Raw genomic sequence first — 18687 nt, 5'->3', positions numbered from 1 at the left:
GCCCTAGCTGCCAAACCGCACGCGCAGCACGCCGAGCTCGCCGTAGACGAGCTCGATGTCTTGATGCGCCGGCACGTCCAGGAACCCGGCATACGAACCGGTAATGACGTGCTGCCCGGCATGCAGCCCCAAGCCTTGTTCGCGCAGGAAATTGGCCAACCAGTACAAGCCGGCCTTTGGGCGATCGTTAGGGTGAAAGCCAGGATGTTGTTCAACTTCGCGTCCGCCGACCGACAAGGTCAGCGTCATGCTTGAAGGAACCGCGTCGGCGCTGGCGATGCGCGCCCCCAGCACCAGGCCTTCGTTGAACATGTGGTCGGCAAGCAGCTCTGGCAGGCTGGCATGTTCGGGCGACGCGTAGCGGCAGCCCAGCACTTCCAGCGCCAGCCGAGCGCCGCCCACGGCCGCGTCAATCTCGGCGTCGGTGTAGGGCGTGTCGCGGGCGGGCAGGTCTTGCGCCAGCTCGAACGCAATTTCCGGCTCAATGCGCACCACTTGCGTGCGCGTGGCAACGGGGCCAGCCTCGGCATAGACGGTGCCCGATGCGTAAATCGGCGCCACAACCATTTTCTCGGGCGAGGGCAGCGCGCTTTTCCAGGCCGCGACGCGGTCCTGGCGCGTTTCCTGCAATAGCTGTGCGGTGCGCTGTTGAACCGCGAATGCCTGTCCCATTGATTGCGGGCGGCATTCCGCCGGCAAGCGCGGGCCGGCCACGCCGGATTCGCGCGCGGCGATCAACGTGCGGGCGGCGTCGATGCTGCCGGGATAGTCTTCGATTCGGATCTGCATGGGCTCAGGCTCCCAGGTACAGCATCACCCACAGGACGATCATGGCGATCAGGCCCAGCCAGCACGAGCCCCAAAAGCCAACGATGGGCCATTTCAGCGAAAGCGGCGTTTTCTTGGGGTCGACGTGACCCAGCAAATCGTTGGCATTGCCGATCAACCAGAACCGCGTGCCGGGAAACATCAGGCGGAAAAAATAGTCCAGCATGATGGCCGCCTGGATCGACAGGGGATACTGTTTCCACGGGCGGTGTTGCAAATAGGGATGCTTGAACGCGGCGTTGATCTCTTTGTTTTTCAGGAAAAACAGGACAATGCCGCTCAGCGTGCAGGTGATGAAGCAAAGCACGAAAAGGCTGAAGGCCATGGCCATGACAGGTGAATGCATGGGGATCTCAAGATTGCGCGGCGTGCCGCGTTAGATGAAAAAAGGGCAGAACGAAAGCGGGGAAAAAATCTGCCCGTATTGTAGAAGGCTTGGCGCCGCCCCGTGTTCAGGGCAGCGTCAGCGATGTCGGGCGGCCAGGCCGCCCAGGGCTGATGTGGTTCAGCCGCGAACCTGGCCTTCACCGTTCAACACCCACTTCAGCGTGGTCAGGCCTTCCAGGCCGACCGGGCCGCGCGCATGCAGACGGTTCGTCGAGATGCCGATTTCAGCGCCCAGGCCGTATTCGAAACCGTCCGCAAAGCAGGTCGGCAGGTTGACGTAGACCGAGCTGGAATCCACTTCACGCTGAAAGCGCTGCGCCGCCGACAGGTCTTCGGTGACGATGGCGTCGGTGTGGCCCGAGCCCCAGCGCGCGATGTGCTCGATGGCGTCATCCAGCGTGTCAACGATACGAACGGCAAGGATCGGGCCCAGGTATTCCGTGCCCCAGTCTTCTTCCGTGGCAGGGGTGATGTGGGGCAGCAAGGCCATCGTGCGCGGGCAGCCGCGCAGTTCGACGCCATGCTCGATCAGGGCTGCCGCCAGGGTGGGCAGAATGGAAACGGAGGCCACGGCATCGACCAGCAACGTTTCCATGGCGCCGCAGATGCCATAGCGGTAGGTCTTGGCGTTAAAGGCAATGGTGTGCGCCTTGTCCGGATCGGCCGCCGCGTCAATGTAGATGTGGCAGTTGCCGTCCAGGTGCTTGATCAATGGCACACGGGCTTCTTGCGCCAGCCGCGCAATCAAGCCCTTGCCGCCGCGCGGAACGATGACGTCGATATGTTCCGTCATGGTGATGAGTTTGCCCACGGCGGCCCGGTCCGCGGTGGCAACCACCTGCACGGCGTCCGGCGGCAAGCCGGCCGCGGCCAGACCGGTTTGCACGACCCGGCCTAACGCGATATTGGAGTGCAAAGCTTCGCTGCCGCCACGCAGGATCGCGGCGTTGCCGGACTTCAAGCACAGCGCGGCCGCGTCGATCGTGACGTTGGGGCGGGACTCGTAAATGATGCCGATGACCCCGAGCGGGACCCGCATTTGCGCCACGCGCATGCCGTTAGGACGCACCGTGGTGGCCGTGATGCTGCCGATAGGATCGGGCAGGGCGGCAATCTGGCGCAAGCCCTCGGCCATGTGCGCCAACGTTTTGTCGGACAGGGTCAGGCGGTCCAGCAGTGCCGGTTCCAGACCGTTGGCGCGGGCGGCGGACACATCCTTTTCGTTGGCGGCCTTGAGCTCATCGTGGCTGGCAGCCAGGGCGTCGGCCATGGCCAGCAACGCCTTGTTCTTGGCGGCGCTGTTGGCGCGCATCATCGCGCGCGAGGCGCGCCGGGCGTTTTCGCCCAAGGTCAGCATGGCGTGTTCAATGGAAGACGAGGACATGGCAGTGTCAATCATGAATGAGTGCAACGGAAGAGACGGCGGAGCCCGTGGGCGTAACCCTAAGCGCCGTCTGAAGATTCAGTTTATATCCGGACAAAGGACGGCGTGCGCGGGGCGACCTTCACGGTCGCCCGCCGGCGGCGGCCACGCGCAGCGCCAGCCGGGTCATTTCTTCCCAGGGGTCCGAAAGCCGTCCGGCGACGGACAAGCCCTTGATCAGGCGATCCACGTCGTGGGCGTGCTGCACGGCTGCGGGCCAGACGGCGGGCTGCACCCGGTTCAGCGCCTGTAATGCCAGGCGCTCGTGCGCGCCGAAGATGCGCAACCGACGCATCAGCCCGTTGGCGTCCTGGCCCAGCGCACGCGCTTCCGCGATGCGGGCAAGCAGGCGGATTTCTTCGCCGACCGCCCAGAGCACCAGCGGCAGCGCTTCGCCTTCGGCGCGCAGGCCGTCGATCATGCGGATGGTGCGAGCGATGTCGCCCGCCAGCATGGCGTCGCGCAGGCCGAAAACATCGTAGCGCGCAACGTTCAGTACCGCGCGCTCTACGTCCTCGGCCGCCAGTTGGCCTTCGGGATACAGCAAGCCCAGCTTCTGGATTTCCTGGTGCGCAGCCAGCAGGTTGCCTTCAACCTTGTCAGCCATCCATTGCAACGTGGCGGCGTCGGCACGCTGGTTTTGCCGAGCCAGCCGCATGCCCACCCAGGCAGGCAGCCGGCCGCGCTCGATGTTGGCGATGTCGACCATCACGCCGCCCCGGTTCAGCGCCTGCACCCAGCGGCTTTCGCGGGTGGCTTTGTCCAGCCGGGGAAGCGCAATGAGGATCAGCGTGTCGGCATCAGGCTGCTTTTCGGCCTGCTCGGCCAGCTTGGCCAGCGTGTCGGCGCCGGACTTGCCGGGCTTGCCGGTGGGGATCTTGATTTCAAGGATGCGGCGGTCGCCGAACAGCGACACGCTTTGCGTTGCGGCAGTGACGGCGCTCCAGTCGCTGCGGGCGTCCATCACCATCGAAAGCCGGTCGGTGTAGCCGGCGTTGCGCGCCGAGGCGCGCAACGTATCCACGGCTTCGGTGACCAGCAAAGGCTCGTCGCCGGACACCGTGTATAGCGGCGCGAGCCGGTTGCCCGGGCGCTGCAGGTGTTCGGCAAGCCGATCCGCGTCCAAAGGCTGTGCCATGGGCTAGCGCAAGATCGCCGGGTCGGTGGTTTGCGGCGTCTGCCACGGCGTGGGCGTGCTCTTTTGCTGCGGCGCGTTCGGGTCGTACAGCGGAATCTCGCCGGTTTCCCCGCGTTCTTCAGCCTGCTCGAATGCGCGGCGCACGTCCGGTGCGGTCATGCGGCGCAGCAGACGGGACACCAGGTCGCGCTGCATGGCTTTATACAAGGTGTCGATCTGACCTTGCTTGGCCTGCACCACTTGGTCGTCGTACGGCATTTCGCGGTAGATGGACAAGGTGGTGTCGGGGATCAACGCACGGCCCTTGTTGTCGATGAGACGGAACGTGTAGTTGATACCCAGCTCGTATTCCTCGACCCGGCCCTGGGCGTTCAGAGACACCTCGCGCAACGTACGCGTATCGCCAACCTGCTGCAGAATGGCCTGCGCTTCCTTGGGCGAATCGACCAGCTTGGTATTGGGCGAGGCCGCGCGCAGCGCGCGGCGCACGTCCGCCCCGAACTGAGTGGTATCGGGCATGCCGACATAAAGCGTGTCGAACGGCATCGGCGTAACGCCGCGCAGTGCGAAGCCGCAAGCGGACAGCAGCATGAACAGCGCCAGGCAGGCGCCGCGCAGCAGCCACGATTGGCGGGGGGAGTGCGAGAGTTGCCCGGCGAAGTACATGCTTGACCTCATCAGCCTACGACGTTGACCAGTTTGCCCGGCACCACGATGACGCGCTTGGGCGGGCGGCCTTCCAGGAAGCGCGAGACCTCTTCCTGGCTGGCAGCGAGCTTTTCGATGTCTTCCTTGGCGGCGCCGGCGGCCACGCGGATCGAGCCGCGCAGCTTGCCGTTGACCTGGAGCATCAGCTCGATTTCGTCCGCGATCAGGGCGGCTTCGTCCACATGCGGCCACGGCGCGTCCAGCAGGTCGCCCAGCTCTTTCGCGTAGCCCAGGTCTTGCCACAGGTGCCAGGTGATGTGCGGGACCACCGGGTACAGCACGCGCAGCAGCACGCCCAGCGTTTCGGCGTAGGCGGCATCGGCCGCGGCGTCCTCGGGCAGCTTGGCGTCGTCGATGGCGTTCAGCATCTTCATGCAGGCGGACACGACGGTGTTGTACTGGATGCGCTGGTAGTCGTAGTCGGCTTGCTTGAGCAGCGTGTAGACCTCGCGGCGCAGATCCTTGACGGCGGCGGTGGCTTGCGACCAGTCACCGCCATTGGCCAGGCCACGCGCCACGGCGTCGCGGCGCGCGTAGCTGATGGACCACAGGCGACGCAGGAAGCGGTTGGAACCTTCCACGCCCGAATCCGACCATTCAAGCGTCTGCTCGGGCGGGCTGGCGAACATGACGAACAGGCGTGCCGTGTCGGCGCCCAGCGTGTCGATCAGCGATTGCGGATCGACACCGTTGTTCTTGGACTTGGACATCGTGCCCACGCCGCCGTAGTTGATGGCGGAACCGTCCGACTTGAGCTTGGCGCCGGTGATGGCGCCACGGTCGTCGTAGACGTTTTCAACGTCTTCGGGCCAGAAGTATTCAATGCCGCCCTGGGGCGTCTTGCGCGAATAGATATGGTTCAGCACCATGCCCTGGCACAGCAGCTTGGTGAAGGGCTCGTCGAAATTGAGCAGGCCCATGTCGCGCATGACCTTGGTCCAGAAGCGGGCGTACAGCAAGTGCAGCACGGCGTGCTCGATGCCGCCGATGTACTGGTCCATCGGCATCCAGTAGTCATTGCGCGCGTCGACCATGGCGTTGTCGTTGCCCGGCGAGGTGTAGCGCATGAAGTACCAGGACGAGTCCACAAACGTGTCCATCGTGTCCGTTTCGCGGCGCGCGGGCTTGCCGCAGCTGGGGCAGGCGCAGGACAGGAAGGCTTCGTTCTTGGCCAGCGGGTTGCCGCTGCCGTCCGGGATCAGGTCGTCGGGCAGGACGACGGGCAGGTCTTTTTCGGGAACCGGCACCGGGCCGCAGTCGGCGCAGTGGATGATCGGGATCGGGGTGCCCCAGTAGCGCTGGCGCGAGATGCCCCAGTCGCGCAGGCGCCACGTGGTTTGCTTTTCGCCCAGGCCTTGCGCGCCCAGGTCGGCCGCGATGGCGTCCACGGCTTCCTTGTGCGACAGGCCGTCGTACTTGCCGGAATTGATGGTGCGGCCAGACTGCTTGTCGCCATACCATTCCTGCCAGGCGGCGGCGGAGTATTCCTTGCCGGGCACGTCCACGACTTGCACGATGGGCAAGTCGTATTTCTTGGCGAAGGCAAAGTCGCGTTCGTCGTGGGCGGGCACGCCCATGACGGCGCCGTCGCCGTAGGTCATCAGCACGTAGTTGCCGACCCACACTTCGACGTCCGCGCCCGTGACGGGGTGCGTGACGGTCAGGCCCGTGCGCATGCCTTCTTTTTCGCGCGTGGCCATTTCGGCCTCGGTCGTGCCGCCCAGCTTGCACTGTTCGATGAACGCGCCCAGCTCGGGGTTGTTTTGCGCGGCATGCGTGGCCAGCGGGTGTTCCGGCGCCACGGCGCAGAAGGTCACGCCCATGATCGTGTCGGCGCGGGTGGTGAAAACGTACAGCTTGCCGTCCTGGATCAGCTGGCCATCCTGGCCGGCGATCTTGTGCGGGAAGGCAAAGCGCAGGCCTTCGGACTTGCCGATCCAGTTTTCCTGCATCAGGCGAACGCGCTCGGGCCAGCCGGGCAGGTCGTTCTGGACAGCGCCCAACAGTTCGTCGGCGTAGTCGGTGATGCGCAGGTAGTAGCCCGGGATCTCGCGCTTTTCAACCAGCGCGCCTGAGCGCCAGCCACGGCCGTCGATGACCTGTTCGTTGGCCAGCACGGTCTGGTCGACCGGGTCCCAGTTCACGACCTGGGTCTTGCGATAGGCCACGCCCTTTTCCAGCATCTTCAGGAACAGCCACTGGTTCCATTTGTAGTATTGCGGATCGCAGGCGCACATTTCGCGCGTCCAGTCGATTGCCAGACCCATCGCCTTCATCTGCTTCTTCATGTAGGCGATGTTGTCGTAGGTCCACTTGGCAGGCGGCACCTTGGACTTGATGGCGGCGTTTTCCGCCGGCATGCCGAAGGCATCCCAGCCCATGGGCATCAGGACGTTATAGCCGCGCATGCGCAACTGACGCGCCATCATGTCGTTGATGGTGTAGTTGCGCACGTGGCCCATATGCAGCTTGCCACTGGGGTAGGGCAGCATCGAGCAGGCGTAGAACTTCGGCTTTTCGGAGCCGTCGGCGTTCTTCGCGTGTTCGTGGACCAGATAGGCGTCGCGGGCCTGCCAGTCTTGATGGGCGGCCGCTTCGACGGTAGTGGGGAGGTAACGTTCCTGCATGGGCTCGGGCACGGTGGCAAAAAAGGGCTAGCCGCCCTGCCGCGTGGACGCGGGGGCGGCCTGACGCGGTGGCGGTCAAAACCCCTGATTATAGGAGGTGCTAGACGCGGCTAGGGGGCGGGGCTGTTTCGGGGATGCGCGCACTGGGCGCCAAGACGCCGTATGCCAATGTAACTACGCCCAGAACAGCGCCCGCGATGACCACGCCGGGCCAGCCGAAATGGGCGTAAAGCCAGGACGATACCAGTGAACCGGAGGCGCCGCCGAGGAAGTAGCTGGTCATGTAGCCCGCGGTAAGGCGGCTGCGTGCTTCGGGACGCAGGCGATAGAGCGAACTGCTATTGGTGACATGAACGCCCTGGATGGCCAGGTCCTGCACCAGAATGCCCGCCAACAGGGCAAATACCGAGACCTGGCCAAAGGCCATCAGGCCCCAGGACCCCAGCAGCAGCAGCAGGCCCACGCGCGTGGCCAGGTTGCCCAGGCCCCGGTCCGCCAGACGGCCGAAGCGGTTCGCGGCATAGGCGCCCGCCGCCCCGGCCAGGCCGAACAGGCCGATGGTGGTGTTGCTGTATTGATAGGGCGGGCTGGCCAGCAGGAAGGTCAACGGCGTCCACAGCATGCTGAACGCGGCGAACAGCAAAAAGCCTAGCAGCGACCGCGCGCGAAACAGCGGCTCTTGGACAAACATGCGCAGGATCGAGCCCAACAGGCGCGGATAGCTCATCGTGGTGGGACTCTGGTAGCGCGGCAGCACACGCCACAGGGCGGCGGACATGCCCAGCATCAGCACGGCGGCCACCCAGTACACGGTGCGCCAACTGCCCACGTCCGCCAGCACGCCTGCCACGGTGCGAGCCAGCAGAATGCCCAGCAGCAGGCCGCTCATGACCGTGCCCACCGCCTTGCCGCGCTCGTGCGGGGCGGCAAGGGTGGCCGCGAACGGCACCAGAATCTGGGCCACCACGGACAACAGCCCCGTCAGCGCCGTGCCCAGCAGCAGCACCGCGATGTGGGTGGCGAAGGAAGAAATCAACAGGCCGCCCGCTGACAGCAAGGTCATCAGCACGATCAGACGGCGGCGTTCAAAGAGATCGCCCAGCGGCACCAGCAGCATCAAACCCAACGCGTAGCTCAACTGGGCCGTGGTGACGATGGCCCCCGCCGCGGCGTTGGACAGCCCGAATTGCTGGCCGATCGTATGCAGGAGCGGTTGCGCGTAGTAGTTGCTGGCGACGGCCAGGCCGGTCGCGATCGACATCAACAGGACGATCGGCGCGGTCAGCGTCGGGGTGGGCGGGGTAGGCGGGGCGGGGGGCGCGGAGGCGGGGGAAGCTGTCATGAAGCGGAGCGAAGGCGGTTCGAAAATGGCGGGAGAAAGCGAAGGGAGAGGGGAGGCGGCAACGGTGGCAACGAGGGCGACGGCGACATCAACGTCTACGTCTAGGGCAACCGCGCCATGGGCGGCAGCGCGTCAGACGCCGATCCCTCCGGGCGTTTCCTGATCGTGCTTGATCAGCAGCTTTTTCAGCAGGCCGGCCAATTGTTTGCGTTCGGCGGCCGAGAGCGGATCCAGCAGTTCGCCCAGATCCTTCAGGTAATCCTTCAGCACCTGCTTGATGACGCGCAGGCCGTCAGGGGTCAGTGACACGATGATGCCGCGCCGGTCGTCGGGGTTCGGATTGCGCACCAGCAGCCCCGCCTGTTCCAGCCGGTCAAGCCGGTTCGTCATCGCCCCTGATGTCAGCAACAAGGCTTCGACCAACTTCTGCGGGTTCAAGGCGTGCGGCGCGCCGGTGCGGTAAAGCGTCGCCAGGACGTCGAATTCGCCCTGGTGCAGGTGATGGCGGCGAAAGCTGCGATTGACGTTTCGGGTCGCAAAGGCGTTCAGGCGGAACACCCGGGTCACAACCGCCATGGCCGCGAAGTCTTGGTTGGGGCATTCGGTGGTCCATTGCGAGATGACGAGATCGACAAGGTCGGACGTGGGCATGATCGAATTTATTTGATGTGAAGTTTCTTCACGTAAAGATAAATTCTAGTCCCCTGAACCCGGCTCGCGCAAATCGCGCGGCAAAAAGAAAGGCCCGCCTCTTTCGAGGCGGGCCTTTCCGGCTTGACCGGATGGTCGCGCGAATTACTGCGCGGCGTCCTTCAGCTTCTTGAGCGGGCGAACCTTCACCTTGACCGAAGCCGGCTTGGCGGGGAACCAGCGCTCAACGCCAGTGAACGGGTCCTTGCCGAAGCGCTTGGCCTTGGCGGGAACCTTCTGCACGGCAACCTTGAACAGGCCGGGCAGCGTGAATTCGCCGGCGCCCTTCTTGTCCACGGAACCCAGCACCGAGGTTTCCAGGCTGGCCAGCACGGCCTTGACGGCCTTGGCTTCAACGCCCGATTGCTCAACGATGTAAGCGACCAGCTGGGTCTTGTTCATTGCAGCCTTGATGGCCTTGGGTGCAGCAGCGACCTTCTTGGCGGCGACGGCCTTCTTGGCTGCGGGCTTCACAGCGGTCTTGGCGGCGGTTGCCTTCTTTGCAGGTGCCTTGACGGCGGTCTTGGTGACTTTCTTGGCAGGAGCTTTTGCTTTCGTGGCCATGGTCAAAATCCGTAGTTGAGGACATGGGGCAGCGCGCGCCGGGTATCGGCAATTAACGCCACGCGCCCGATGATAGCGGAAGACTAGCCGTTCTAGCGGTTTTCCGCCGGGATTTCAGCCGTTGTTTGTTGTTTTCCACGCAGAAAAGTGCTTCCTGCAAGGGTTTCTTCAAAATAATGCCATCGCGCAATGGCTCGCGGACGTGGCCTCGCGCATCACTGAACCTTCCGCGCATCCCGTGTTCCAATTGCGTCGCGAAAAACAAAAGCATGGATTTCAAGCACCGATATGTTGATGAAGAAATTGGCGGCGAGCCTGCTCGTCGCAACCGCATGCCTGTCCAGCGCGCTGGCGCAGCCGATGCCCGAACCTGTGTTGTCGGCAAAGGCCTGGCTGTTGTTGGATGAAACCAGCGGGCAGGTGATCGCGTCGCACGCGGCCACCACGCGCATCGAGCCGGCGTCCCTGACCAAGATCATGACGGCCTACGTCGTGTTTGACGCTCTGAACAAGAAAGAAATCACGTCGAGCCAAACGGTAGTCATTTCCACGCGCGCCTGGAAAGTGCCGGCAGGCAGCTCCAAGATGTTCCTGGAGCCGGGCTCGAAAGTGAGCGTGGACGACCTGCTGCGCGGCTTGATGGTCCAGTCGGGCAATGATGCGGCCATTGCGCTGGCCGAGGCGGTCTCGGGCAGCGTGGAAGCCTTCGTGGCGCGCATGAACGACACGGCGGCAAAGCTTGGCCTGCATGCCACGCACTTTGCCAGCCCGCACGGCTTGCCCGATCCGGGCACGTATTCAACGGCCAGCGACTTGTCCATCCTGGCCACGCGCTTCATCCGCGACTACCCGCAGCTGTACAAGACGTACGATTCCGCCAAGCAATTCACCTTCAACAAGATCACGCAGCCCAATCGCAACCGGCTGCTGTGGCTGGACCCCAGCGTGGATGGCTTGAAAACCGGCCACACCGATTCCGCCGGTTACTGCATTGTGGCCACCGCGCGGCGGCCCAATGGCACCGACCAGCGCCGCCTGATTACGGTGGTGGTGGGCACGGCCTCCGACAAGCTGCGCACGCAGGAAAGCCGGCAGTTGCTGGAGTGGGGTTTTCAGGGTTTCAATACGATCAAGCTGTACGCGCGCGGCCAGGCCGTGGCCACGCCGGAAGTCTGGAAGGGCGAAAGCGACAGCTTGAAAGTCGGTTTTGCGCGCGACGCCTATGTGACCGTGCCGGCCGGCGCCAAGGTCGAGCCGGTGTGGACGCCGACGTTGCCGCTGGTGGCGCCGATTGCGGCGCAGGACACGGTGGGCGCGTTGCGCGTGCTGGTGGACGGCAAGCCCGCCATGCAGTTTCCCGTGGTGGCGCTGGAGCCGGTGGCCGAGGCAGGTTTTGCCGGCCGCGCCTGGGACAGCGTTCGACTGTGGTGGCGCGGCCATTCTGGTTGATGGCGCAGCAACATGCAGGAGGTGTGCGATGGTGGTGAGCATTCCCGCAGGCCCGGCGCCCGCGCCCGGATCGGATGACCCATTGGCCCTGCTGTCCGCCTGCCACGGACGCATCGCCCGCCAGTGCGCCACGCTTGAACGGCTGGCCGCGCACCTGCCCGTGCACGGCAGCGACGAGGCCGCGCAAACCGCCGCCGCCAGCGTGCGCCGGTATTTCGACACTGCGGCGGTGCACCATCACGAAGACGAAGAAGAAGACCTGTTCCCCGCCTTGATCGATTCCATGGCGGGTTCGGATGCGGGCTGCCTGCATGCGTTGGTAGCGGGCCTGATGGACGACCATCGCCGCCTGGCGACGTTCTGGGCGCCGCTGCGCCAGGCCTTATCCGATATCGCGGCGGGCCTGCCGGCGATCTTGCCGGCGGAGCAGGTCCGCGAATTCACGCAGGCCTATGCCGCGCATATCCAGCGCGAGGAAGACGAGTTGCTGCCGATGGCGTCGCGGCTGGTTTCGGACGAGGCGCTGGCCGCCATCGGGCACGCCATGGCGGTGCGCCGGGGCGGCGACGCGGGCTGAGCGGCGACGGGGTTCGACTGTCTTTCAGCCCTTGCGCCCTGAATCGCCGTTCAGAAAAATGACGCTACGATGCGTCAAACCGGCGCGCTGGGCGCCGCCCTGACGACGCCATGCCATGAACCGCAACCTTCGTTTTCGCCAGAAACTGCAAGATTCCGCATTGATGCACGCCATGTCGGCGCACAACCCGATGGCGGCGCGGCTGGCCGCCGACGCCGGCTTTGACGCCATCTGGGGCAGCGGCTTTGAGTTGTCCGCCAGCTACGCGGTGCCCGACGCCAGCATTCTTTCCTCGTCCGTGCATCTGGACATGATGCGCGCCATCGCCGCGACGGTGGACGTGCCCGTCATTGCCGACATCGACACCGGTTTTGGCAACGCGATCAACGTGTCGTATATGGTGCCGCAGTACGAAGCGGCGGGCGTGTCGGCCGTGGTGATGGAAGACAAGACGTTTCCCAAGGACACCAGCTTGCGCGCCGGCGGCAGGCAGGAACTGGTTCGGACAGAAGAATTCCAGGGCAAGATCGAGGCCGCCTGCGCCGCGCGGCGGGACGCGGATTTTTGCGTCATCGCCCGCACCGAGGCGCTGATCGCCGGCTTGGGCCAGCAGGAAGCGCTGTCCCGCGCCCTGGCCTACGAGGCCGCGGGCGCCGACGCCATCCTGATTCATTCCAAGCAAAGCACGCCCGACGAGGTCCTGGCGTTCATAGCCGCCTGGCCCGGCCGCGTGCCGCTGGTGCTGGTGCCGACCGCATATCCGCAACTGCGCGAAGCCGACATCCAGGCGTTGGGCAAGGTGGGCTTGGTGATCTACGGCAACCATGCCATCCGCGCGGCGGTGGGCGCCATGCGCGATGTGTTCGCGCGCATCCGGCGCGACGGCGGCATACACGCCGTGGATGCCGATCTGCCTTCGGTCAAGGACATCATCGCGTTGCAGGGCGATGCCGCCATGCGCGAACTTGAGCAGCGATATCTGAAGTAGTCCGCCCCCAGGCGTCAACGCTGACCATGCATGTTGTAGCGCCCCATCCGAGGCCACCCCACCAAAGCCACCCCACCAAAGCCACCTATCCGCGGCAATCTCCCGCATGCCTCTTTTGCACGCATAGGCCGTTGCGCGCACCCCAGCGAGGGATTACGCTAGACGGCTTTTGGCGCCCCGGAGGCACGATGGAGCAGGCGACACGATGACGCAAGCGGCAAGCAAACTGGCGAGCCGCCTGTTCGGTTCATGGGTGAACGAGGTCAGCCGCGTCACGTTGCGGGCGGACCTGTTCGCCGGCCTGCTGGGCGCGCTGCTGGTGCTGCCGCAAGGCGTCGCCTTCGCCACACTGGCCGGGTTGCCTGCTGAATACGGGCTGTATTCGGCGATCGTGCCCTGTATCGTCGCGGCCTTGTTCGGGTCGAGCCGCCACGTGATGTCGGGTCCGACCAATGCCAATTCGCTGGCCTTGTTCGCGGTGCTGACACCGCTGGCGGTCGCGGGCAGCCCCGGCTATATCGAACTGGCGCTGGCCGTCACGGTGCTGGTGGGGGTGATGCAGTGGCTGGTGGGCGCGCTGCGCCTGGGGTCGTTGGCACATTTCATTTCGCCGTCGGCGCTGTTCGGTTTCACCAGCGGTGCCGCGCTGCTGATCGCCGTGCATGCCTTGAAAGACGGGCTGGGTGTGCCGTCGCCCGCGTCGCACGGGGCGGGCGCCTTGCTTGTCAGTGTGGGCACGCATCTGGATCAAGTGCATCCCGGCGCCGTCCTGGTCACGCTGACCACGCTGGGCGTGGCGCTGCTGGTGCGGCGGCTGGACAAGCGCAAGCCCTACATGTTGCTGGGCCTGGTGGCCGGTTCTGTGGCGGCAGCGGCGTTCAATTCGTGGGTGGCCAAGGCGGGTGGGGATGCGGTATCGGTGGTGGGCGCCATCGCGCAGCCGTGGCCGCCGTTCCACGTGCCCAGCGTGGACTGGCGCGCCTTGCCCGACCTGATGAGCCTGGCCTTCGCGCTGACCATCGTGGCCCTGGCGCAATCGATATCCATTGCCAAGGCGGTGGCCACCCGGTCGGGTCAGCGTATCGACGCCAACCGCGAATTCGTGGGGCAGGGGCTGTCGAACATCGTGGGCGGCTTCTTTTCCTGCTACTTGTCCTGCGGTTCGTTGAACCGGTCGATTCCCAATTTCGAAGCGGGCGCCAAGACGCCGCTGGCGGCGGTATTTTCGGCGGTGTTGCTGGTGGTGCTGGTGGCCCTGTCCGCCCCGCTGCTGGCCATGATTCCCAACGCCGCCATCTCGGGGCTGTTGTTGCTGGTGGCATGGACGTTGCTGGACATCCCGCGTTGGCGCCAGCTGATCCGGATGCAGCCAGGCGAATGCGCCATTGCCGCCGCCACGCTGGCCGCCACCGTCACGATCCGCATGGAAGTGGCCATTCTGCTGGGCACCGTGCTGTCGCTGATGGCCTACCTGCACCGCACCTCGCGCCCCGCCATGCGCACGATGGGCTTTGATTCACGCGGGCCGGATCGGCGCTTCGTGGTGCTGGCACACCAAGCCGACGCGCTGCCGGAATGCCCGCAGCTGAAGTTGCTGCGCATGGAAGGGTCCATCTACTTCGGCGCGGCGGCGCACGTGGCGCAGCGGCTGCACGAGCTGCGCGAAGCGCCCGATGCGCCGCGCCATCTGCTGGTGATGGCCAAGAGCATGAACTTCATCGATCTGGCCGGCGCCGAGGTATGGGAAGACGAACTTGTTGCGCGGCGCGCGATGGGCGGCGACCTGTATTTCCACCGCCCCCGGCCCGAAGTGCTGGACATGTGGCGCCGCACGGGATTCCTGGATCGGTTGGGGGCGGACCATATCTACCCCGACAAGGCGACCGCGCTGCGCGACATCTACGCCAGGCTGGATCGCGGTATCTGTGCGGGCTGCCAGGCGCGGATATTCTGGGAATGCCAGACCCCCGCGCAAGCCTCGCCGGATCAGGGTGTTTCCGTACCCAGGTAGGCGGCCCGCACGCGCTCATCCGCCGCGATGACGGCGGGGGCGCCTTCGGCCAGCAGAGCCCCGCGCACCAGTACCGCGATGCGGTCCGCGTGTTTGAACACCACGTCCAGGCTGTGTTCCGTGAACAGCACGGCGATGCGCCGGCTGTCGGCCAACTGGCGCGTCAGCTGCATCAGGGCGTGCCGCTCGTTGGTGGCCATGCCCGCGGTGGGTTCATCCATCAGCAGCAGCCGTGGTCGGTGCGCCAAGGCCATGGCAAGCTCCACCCGCTTGACGTCGCCATAGGCCAGCGTGCCGCAATGCGCGTGGGCCTTGTCCGCCATGTGGACCTGCGCCAGCAGGCTCATGGCCTCGTCCAGCGCGTGGCGGCCGGCGCGGCGCCAGGCGCGAAACAGCAGGCGGTCGCGCGCCAGCAGCGCGGTCTGCACGTTTTCGCACACCGTCATCGAACGAAACGTGGCTGCGGTCTGGAAGGTGCGGCCCACGCCCAGCTGGCAGATCCTGCCCGCCGACAAGCCGACCAGCTCGCGGCCACCCAGCCGCACGGATCCGGCATCGGGCCGCAACTGGCCGCCCAGCGCGTTAAAGCAGGTGGACTTGCCCGCGCCGTTTGGCCCGATCAGCGCCAGCATCTGACCGGCGTCCAGCGTGAACGACACGCCCGCCAAGGCATCGATTCCGCCAAAGGACTTGCGCAGGCCCTGCACCTGCAACAAGGGGGAGGTGGGCGAGGTCATGCGCGCCTCCGGTTCAGGCGCGCGGCGGCGCCCGCCAGGCCATCGGGAAATGCCATGACCAGCACCAGGATGGCCAGGCCCAGCACCGCGTGCCAGTACTCGGTGCTGCGCGCGGCAACGTCTTGCAGCCAGGTGTAGGCGGCCGCGCCAACCAGCGGCCCCGCCAGCGTTTGCAGGCCGCCCAGCAACACCATCACCAGCCCGTCTACCGACCGGCTGACCGCCAGCACGTCCGGTGCGATGCTGCCCTTGGAAAAGGCGTACAACGACCCGGCCAGCCCCGCCGCGAAGGACGCCGCGACAAAGCCCGCCCACTGCACGCGGCGGGTGTCCATGCCCAGCGCCTCGGCGCGCAGCGGCGAATCGCGCACGCCGCGCAGCGCGTAGCCCAGCGGCGCAAACGCCAGCCGGCGCAGCCACGCGATGCCTGCCGCGCACAGCGCCAGCGTCACGTAATAGAACCACGGGCCTTGCGACAGCCACGCCGACGGCCATAGCCCGATCAGGCCGTTGCTGCCACCGGTGACGTCGTCCCACTGATAGGCCATTGCCCACAGAATCTGCGCCACGGCCAGCGTCAACATGGCCAGATACACGCCGGACAGGCGCACGCAGAACCAGCCGAACAGCAGCGCCCCGAACGCCGCGGCGAAGGGGCCCAGCAACAGCGCGGCTTCCATGGGGATGGCGGCCAGCTTCAGCAGCAGGGCGGCCCCATACGCGCCCAGGCCAAACCAGGCAGCGTGGCCGAACGACGTCATGCCCGCCAGGCCGGTCAGAAAATGCAGGCTGGCGGCGAACAGGGCGGCGATCAGGATCTCGGTCATCAGGATGCCCAGATACGGCCATTGCAGCGTGGCGACGGGCACCAGGGCCAGCAGCACCAGCAGCGCGCCATAGGCGTAGCGCGTACGCGGGCCGGCGGGGGTAATGGGCCGTTCCGGCGCGCCGGCGTGCGACGCGGGGGCAGGCGGCTGGCCCAGCAATCCCCAGGGGCGCACCACCAGCACGACCGCCATCACGGCAAATTCCGCCAGCAAGGTCAGTTTGGACAGGTTGAACACCCAGGGGCCGATGGCGACCTGGCCCAGGAATACGAAGACAGCCTTGACCGAGCAGATCAGCACCGCGGCCAGGAACGCGCCGGGAATGGAGCCCAGCCCGCCCACCACCACCACGACAAAAGCGCTGGCGATGATTTCCAGGTCCAGGCCCAGCGTGGCCGGCACGCGCGGTGCGGCCAGCGCGCCGCCCAGCCCGGCCAGAAACGCCCCCAGCGTGAAGGCCGACGTAAACAGCCACGCCTGGTTCACGCCCAGGGCGGCCAGCATGTTGCGGTTTTCGGAGGCGGCGCGCAGCAAACGGCCCCAGCGCGTGCGCATCAGCAGCAGCCACAGCAGCCCCAGCACGACGGGGCCGGCGGCGATCAGCAGCAGGTCATATTGCGGATAGCGCCGGCCCAGAATCTGCACGGCGCCGGACAGGCCCGGCGCGCGCGCGGCGAACAGGTCCTCGGGGCCCCAGATGGCCAGTGCCGCATCACCGATGATCAGCACCAGTGCAAAGGTGGCCAGTAGTTGAAACAGTTCGGGCGCGCGGTACAGCCGCTTCAGCACCAACCATTCGGCGGCCAGGCCGACCAGCCCGGTCACCAGCGCGGCCAGCAGCAAGCCCAGCCAATAAGCGGGGCCGGTGCCGAACCAGTTGGTGAAGGTCCAGGCCAGGTACACGCCCAGCATGTAGAACGAGCCGTGGGCGAAATTCACCACGCGGGTCACGCCGAAGATCAGCGATAAGCCCGCGGCCACCAGGAACAAGGCGCTGGCGTCCGCCAGGCCGTTAAGCAGCTGCGACAGCAGCCCCGACAGGCTCATCAGTTGGCGGGACGCATCTTGCGCACCTGCTCATCGGGCGGCTGCAAGCGCGCGCCGTCGATGTAGGCGAAGTCTTTCATGACGCCCTTGCCGTCTTCCACCGCCGTGACGCCCACGTAGACGCCCATCGTCGATTGGTGGTCGATCTTGCGGTATTGGATCGGGCCGTAGGGTGTGTCCACCTTGAGGCCGCCAAACGCGTCCACCAGCTTTTCCGTATCCACGGCGCCGGCGGCTTTCAGCCCCTGGGCGATCGACATCAGGGACGCATAGCCCACCACCGAGCCCACCTTGGGCGTTTCGTTGTAGCGCTTCTTGTAGGCGTCCACGAAGGCGGTATTGGCGGGGGTGTCGATGGCGTACCAGGGGTAGCCGGTCACGATCCAGCCGCTGGGCGTGTCGGCGCCCAGCGGTTCCAGGTATTCCGGTTCGCCCGACAGCACGGACACCACCGGCATGTTCTCGAACAAGCCGCGCGTGTTGCCCTCGCGCACAAACCGCGTCAGGTCGGCGGCGAACAGCACGTTAAAGATGGCATCGGGCTTGGCGTCGGCCAGGGCCTGCACCACGGCGCCCGCGTCTACCTTGCCCAGCGGCACGGCCTGTTCCGCCACGAATTCCACATCCGACTGGAACGACTTCATCATGGCCTTGAAGGTGGCCACGGCGGACTGCCCGTATTCGTAATTGGGGTAGACGATGGCCCAGCGCTTCTTGCGCAAGGCCAGGGCCTTGGGCGCAAGCGCCGCCACGTGCATCCAGGTGGACGGGCGCAGGCGCCAGGTGTAGCGGTTGCCCTCTTGCCAGGTGATCTTGTCGGTCAGCGGCTCGGCGGCCAGGAAAAACACCTGCTGCTGCTTGGCGAAGTCGGTCAGCGCCAGGCCGGTGTTGGACAGAAAGCCGCCGAAGATCAGCTCTACTTTTTCGCGGGCAATGAGCTCCTGGGCGGCGCGTACCGAATCGCCCGGGTTGCCGTTGTCATCGCGCGAAATCACTTCCAGCTTCCGGCCCAACACGCCACCACCGGCGTTGACCTCTTCCACCGCCAATTGCCAGCCCTTTTTGTAGGGGCCAAGAAAGGCGGGAATGGCCTTGTAGCTGTTGATCTCGCCGATGCGTATGGGCGGTTCCTTGTCCTTGGTGGTGGCGGCGCCAACAGGCGTCAGTGCCAGGGCCAGGAGTGCGGGCGCGAGCGCGCGGCGCAGCAAAGTAAGGCAGGGACGAAGCATGGCGGTCATCGCAGGCAAGGGGTCGGGGCAGGGTAGCGGCCAATTGAAGCACGCCCCTTTGCCGCGCGGCAATAATAAAAAACGCTCCGCGCCAACAAAAAAAGCCCCGCGAGGC

Annotated in this window: 16 protein-coding genes; 4 read left to right on the top strand and 12 right to left on the bottom strand. The window is 65.7% G+C overall.

Going from position 1 to position 18687, the window contains the following annotated elements:
• Positions 1–3: 3 nt before the first annotated feature.
• The 9 genes from DVB37_RS20135 to DVB37_RS20095 form a co-directional block, all read right to left on the bottom strand.
• Positions 4–789 (bottom strand): 2-keto-4-pentenoate hydratase, encoded by a 786-nt coding sequence (locus DVB37_RS20135; protein WP_120156568.1) that lies wholly within the window; start codon positions 787–789, stop codon positions 4–6.
• Between the two features lie 4 nt (positions 790–793).
• Positions 794–1174, bottom strand: a complete 381-nt coding sequence (locus tag DVB37_RS20130) for a hypothetical protein (protein WP_185975433.1) — start codon at positions 1172–1174, stop codon at positions 794–796.
• 159 nt (positions 1175–1333) lie between these two features.
• A complete protein-coding gene (locus DVB37_RS20125; RefSeq protein WP_046807802.1) occupies positions 1334–2614 on the bottom strand; it encodes a glutamate-5-semialdehyde dehydrogenase in 1281 nt (426 codons plus the stop codon).
• Positions 2615–2720: 106 nt separating this feature from the next.
• Complete coding sequence (gene holA / locus DVB37_RS20120) at positions 2721–3776, bottom strand: DNA polymerase III subunit delta (RefSeq protein ID WP_120156567.1); 1056 nt, start codon at positions 3774–3776, stop codon at positions 2721–2723.
• A gap of 3 nt (positions 3777–3779) precedes the next feature.
• Positions 3780–4442 (bottom strand): LPS assembly lipoprotein LptE, encoded by a 663-nt coding sequence (lptE, locus tag DVB37_RS20115; RefSeq protein WP_046807800.1) that lies wholly within the window; start codon positions 4440–4442, stop codon positions 3780–3782.
• An 11-nt stretch (positions 4443–4453) separates the two neighbouring features.
• Positions 4454–7111, bottom strand: a complete 2658-nt coding sequence (gene leuS / locus DVB37_RS20110; protein ID WP_120156566.1) for a leucine--tRNA ligase — start codon at positions 7109–7111, stop codon at positions 4454–4456.
• 100 nt (positions 7112–7211) lie between these two features.
• Positions 7212–8453, bottom strand: a complete 1242-nt coding sequence (locus DVB37_RS20105; protein WP_104144194.1) for an MFS transporter — start codon at positions 8451–8453, stop codon at positions 7212–7214.
• A 132-nt stretch (positions 8454–8585) separates the two neighbouring features.
• Positions 8586–9104, bottom strand: a complete 519-nt coding sequence (locus DVB37_RS20100) for a MarR family winged helix-turn-helix transcriptional regulator (RefSeq protein ID WP_046807264.1) — start codon at positions 9102–9104, stop codon at positions 8586–8588.
• A 144-nt stretch (positions 9105–9248) separates the two neighbouring features.
• Positions 9249–9707 carry an HU family DNA-binding protein gene (locus DVB37_RS20095; RefSeq protein WP_046807265.1) on the bottom strand — a complete coding sequence of 153 codons (459 nt, stop codon included), beginning with the start codon at positions 9705–9707 and terminating at the stop codon, positions 9249–9251.
• Between the two features lie 288 nt (positions 9708–9995).
• On the opposite strand from DVB37_RS20095, the gene DVB37_RS20090 reads away from it, so the two are divergent.
• From DVB37_RS20090 to DVB37_RS20075, 4 genes are all read left to right on the top strand, one after another.
• Positions 9996–11156 carry a D-alanyl-D-alanine carboxypeptidase family protein gene (locus tag DVB37_RS20090; RefSeq protein WP_082134647.1) on the top strand — a complete coding sequence of 387 codons (1161 nt, stop codon included), beginning with the start codon at positions 9996–9998 and terminating at the stop codon, positions 11154–11156.
• A gap of 28 nt (positions 11157–11184) precedes the next feature.
• Positions 11185–11733 carry a hemerythrin domain-containing protein gene (locus DVB37_RS20085; RefSeq protein ID WP_120156565.1) on the top strand — a complete coding sequence of 183 codons (549 nt, stop codon included), beginning with the start codon at positions 11185–11187 and terminating at the stop codon, positions 11731–11733.
• 115 nt (positions 11734–11848) lie between these two features.
• Complete coding sequence (locus DVB37_RS20080; RefSeq protein ID WP_120156564.1) at positions 11849–12721, top strand: phosphonopyruvate hydrolase; 873 nt, start codon at positions 11849–11851, stop codon at positions 12719–12721.
• A 205-nt stretch (positions 12722–12926) separates the two neighbouring features.
• Entirely contained in the window at positions 12927–14732 is a 1806-nt protein-coding gene (locus DVB37_RS20075; RefSeq protein WP_120156563.1) for a SulP family inorganic anion transporter, read from the top strand.
• Here the strand turns inward: DVB37_RS20075 and DVB37_RS20070 are convergent.
• The 3 genes from DVB37_RS20070 to DVB37_RS20060 are packed head-to-tail and all read right to left on the bottom strand — an operon-like array spanning position 14708 to position 18572.
• Positions 14708–15469, bottom strand: a complete 762-nt coding sequence (locus tag DVB37_RS20070) for an ABC transporter ATP-binding protein (protein ID WP_120156562.1) — start codon at positions 15467–15469, stop codon at positions 14708–14710. The genes DVB37_RS20075 and DVB37_RS20070 overlap by 25 nt on opposite strands.
• Positions 15466–17343 carry an ABC transporter permease gene (locus DVB37_RS20065; protein ID WP_120156561.1) on the bottom strand — a complete coding sequence of 626 codons (1878 nt, stop codon included), beginning with the start codon at positions 17341–17343 and terminating at the stop codon, positions 15466–15468. Before DVB37_RS20065 ends, DVB37_RS20070 begins: the two co-directional genes overlap by 4 nt.
• Complete coding sequence (locus DVB37_RS20060; RefSeq protein ID WP_120157585.1) at positions 17343–18572, bottom strand: ABC transporter substrate-binding protein; 1230 nt, start codon at positions 18570–18572, stop codon at positions 17343–17345. Before DVB37_RS20060 ends, DVB37_RS20065 begins: the two co-directional genes overlap by 1 nt.
• Positions 18573–18687 lie beyond the last annotated feature (115 nt).

This window comes from Achromobacter sp. B7 (assembly GCF_003600685.1).
GTDB classification, from domain to species: Bacteria; Pseudomonadota; Gammaproteobacteria; order Burkholderiales; family Burkholderiaceae_B; genus Achromobacter; species Achromobacter spanius_B.
Note: the sequence above shows the minus strand (reverse complement) of the source record. Positions and strands in the feature narration are given on the sequence as shown.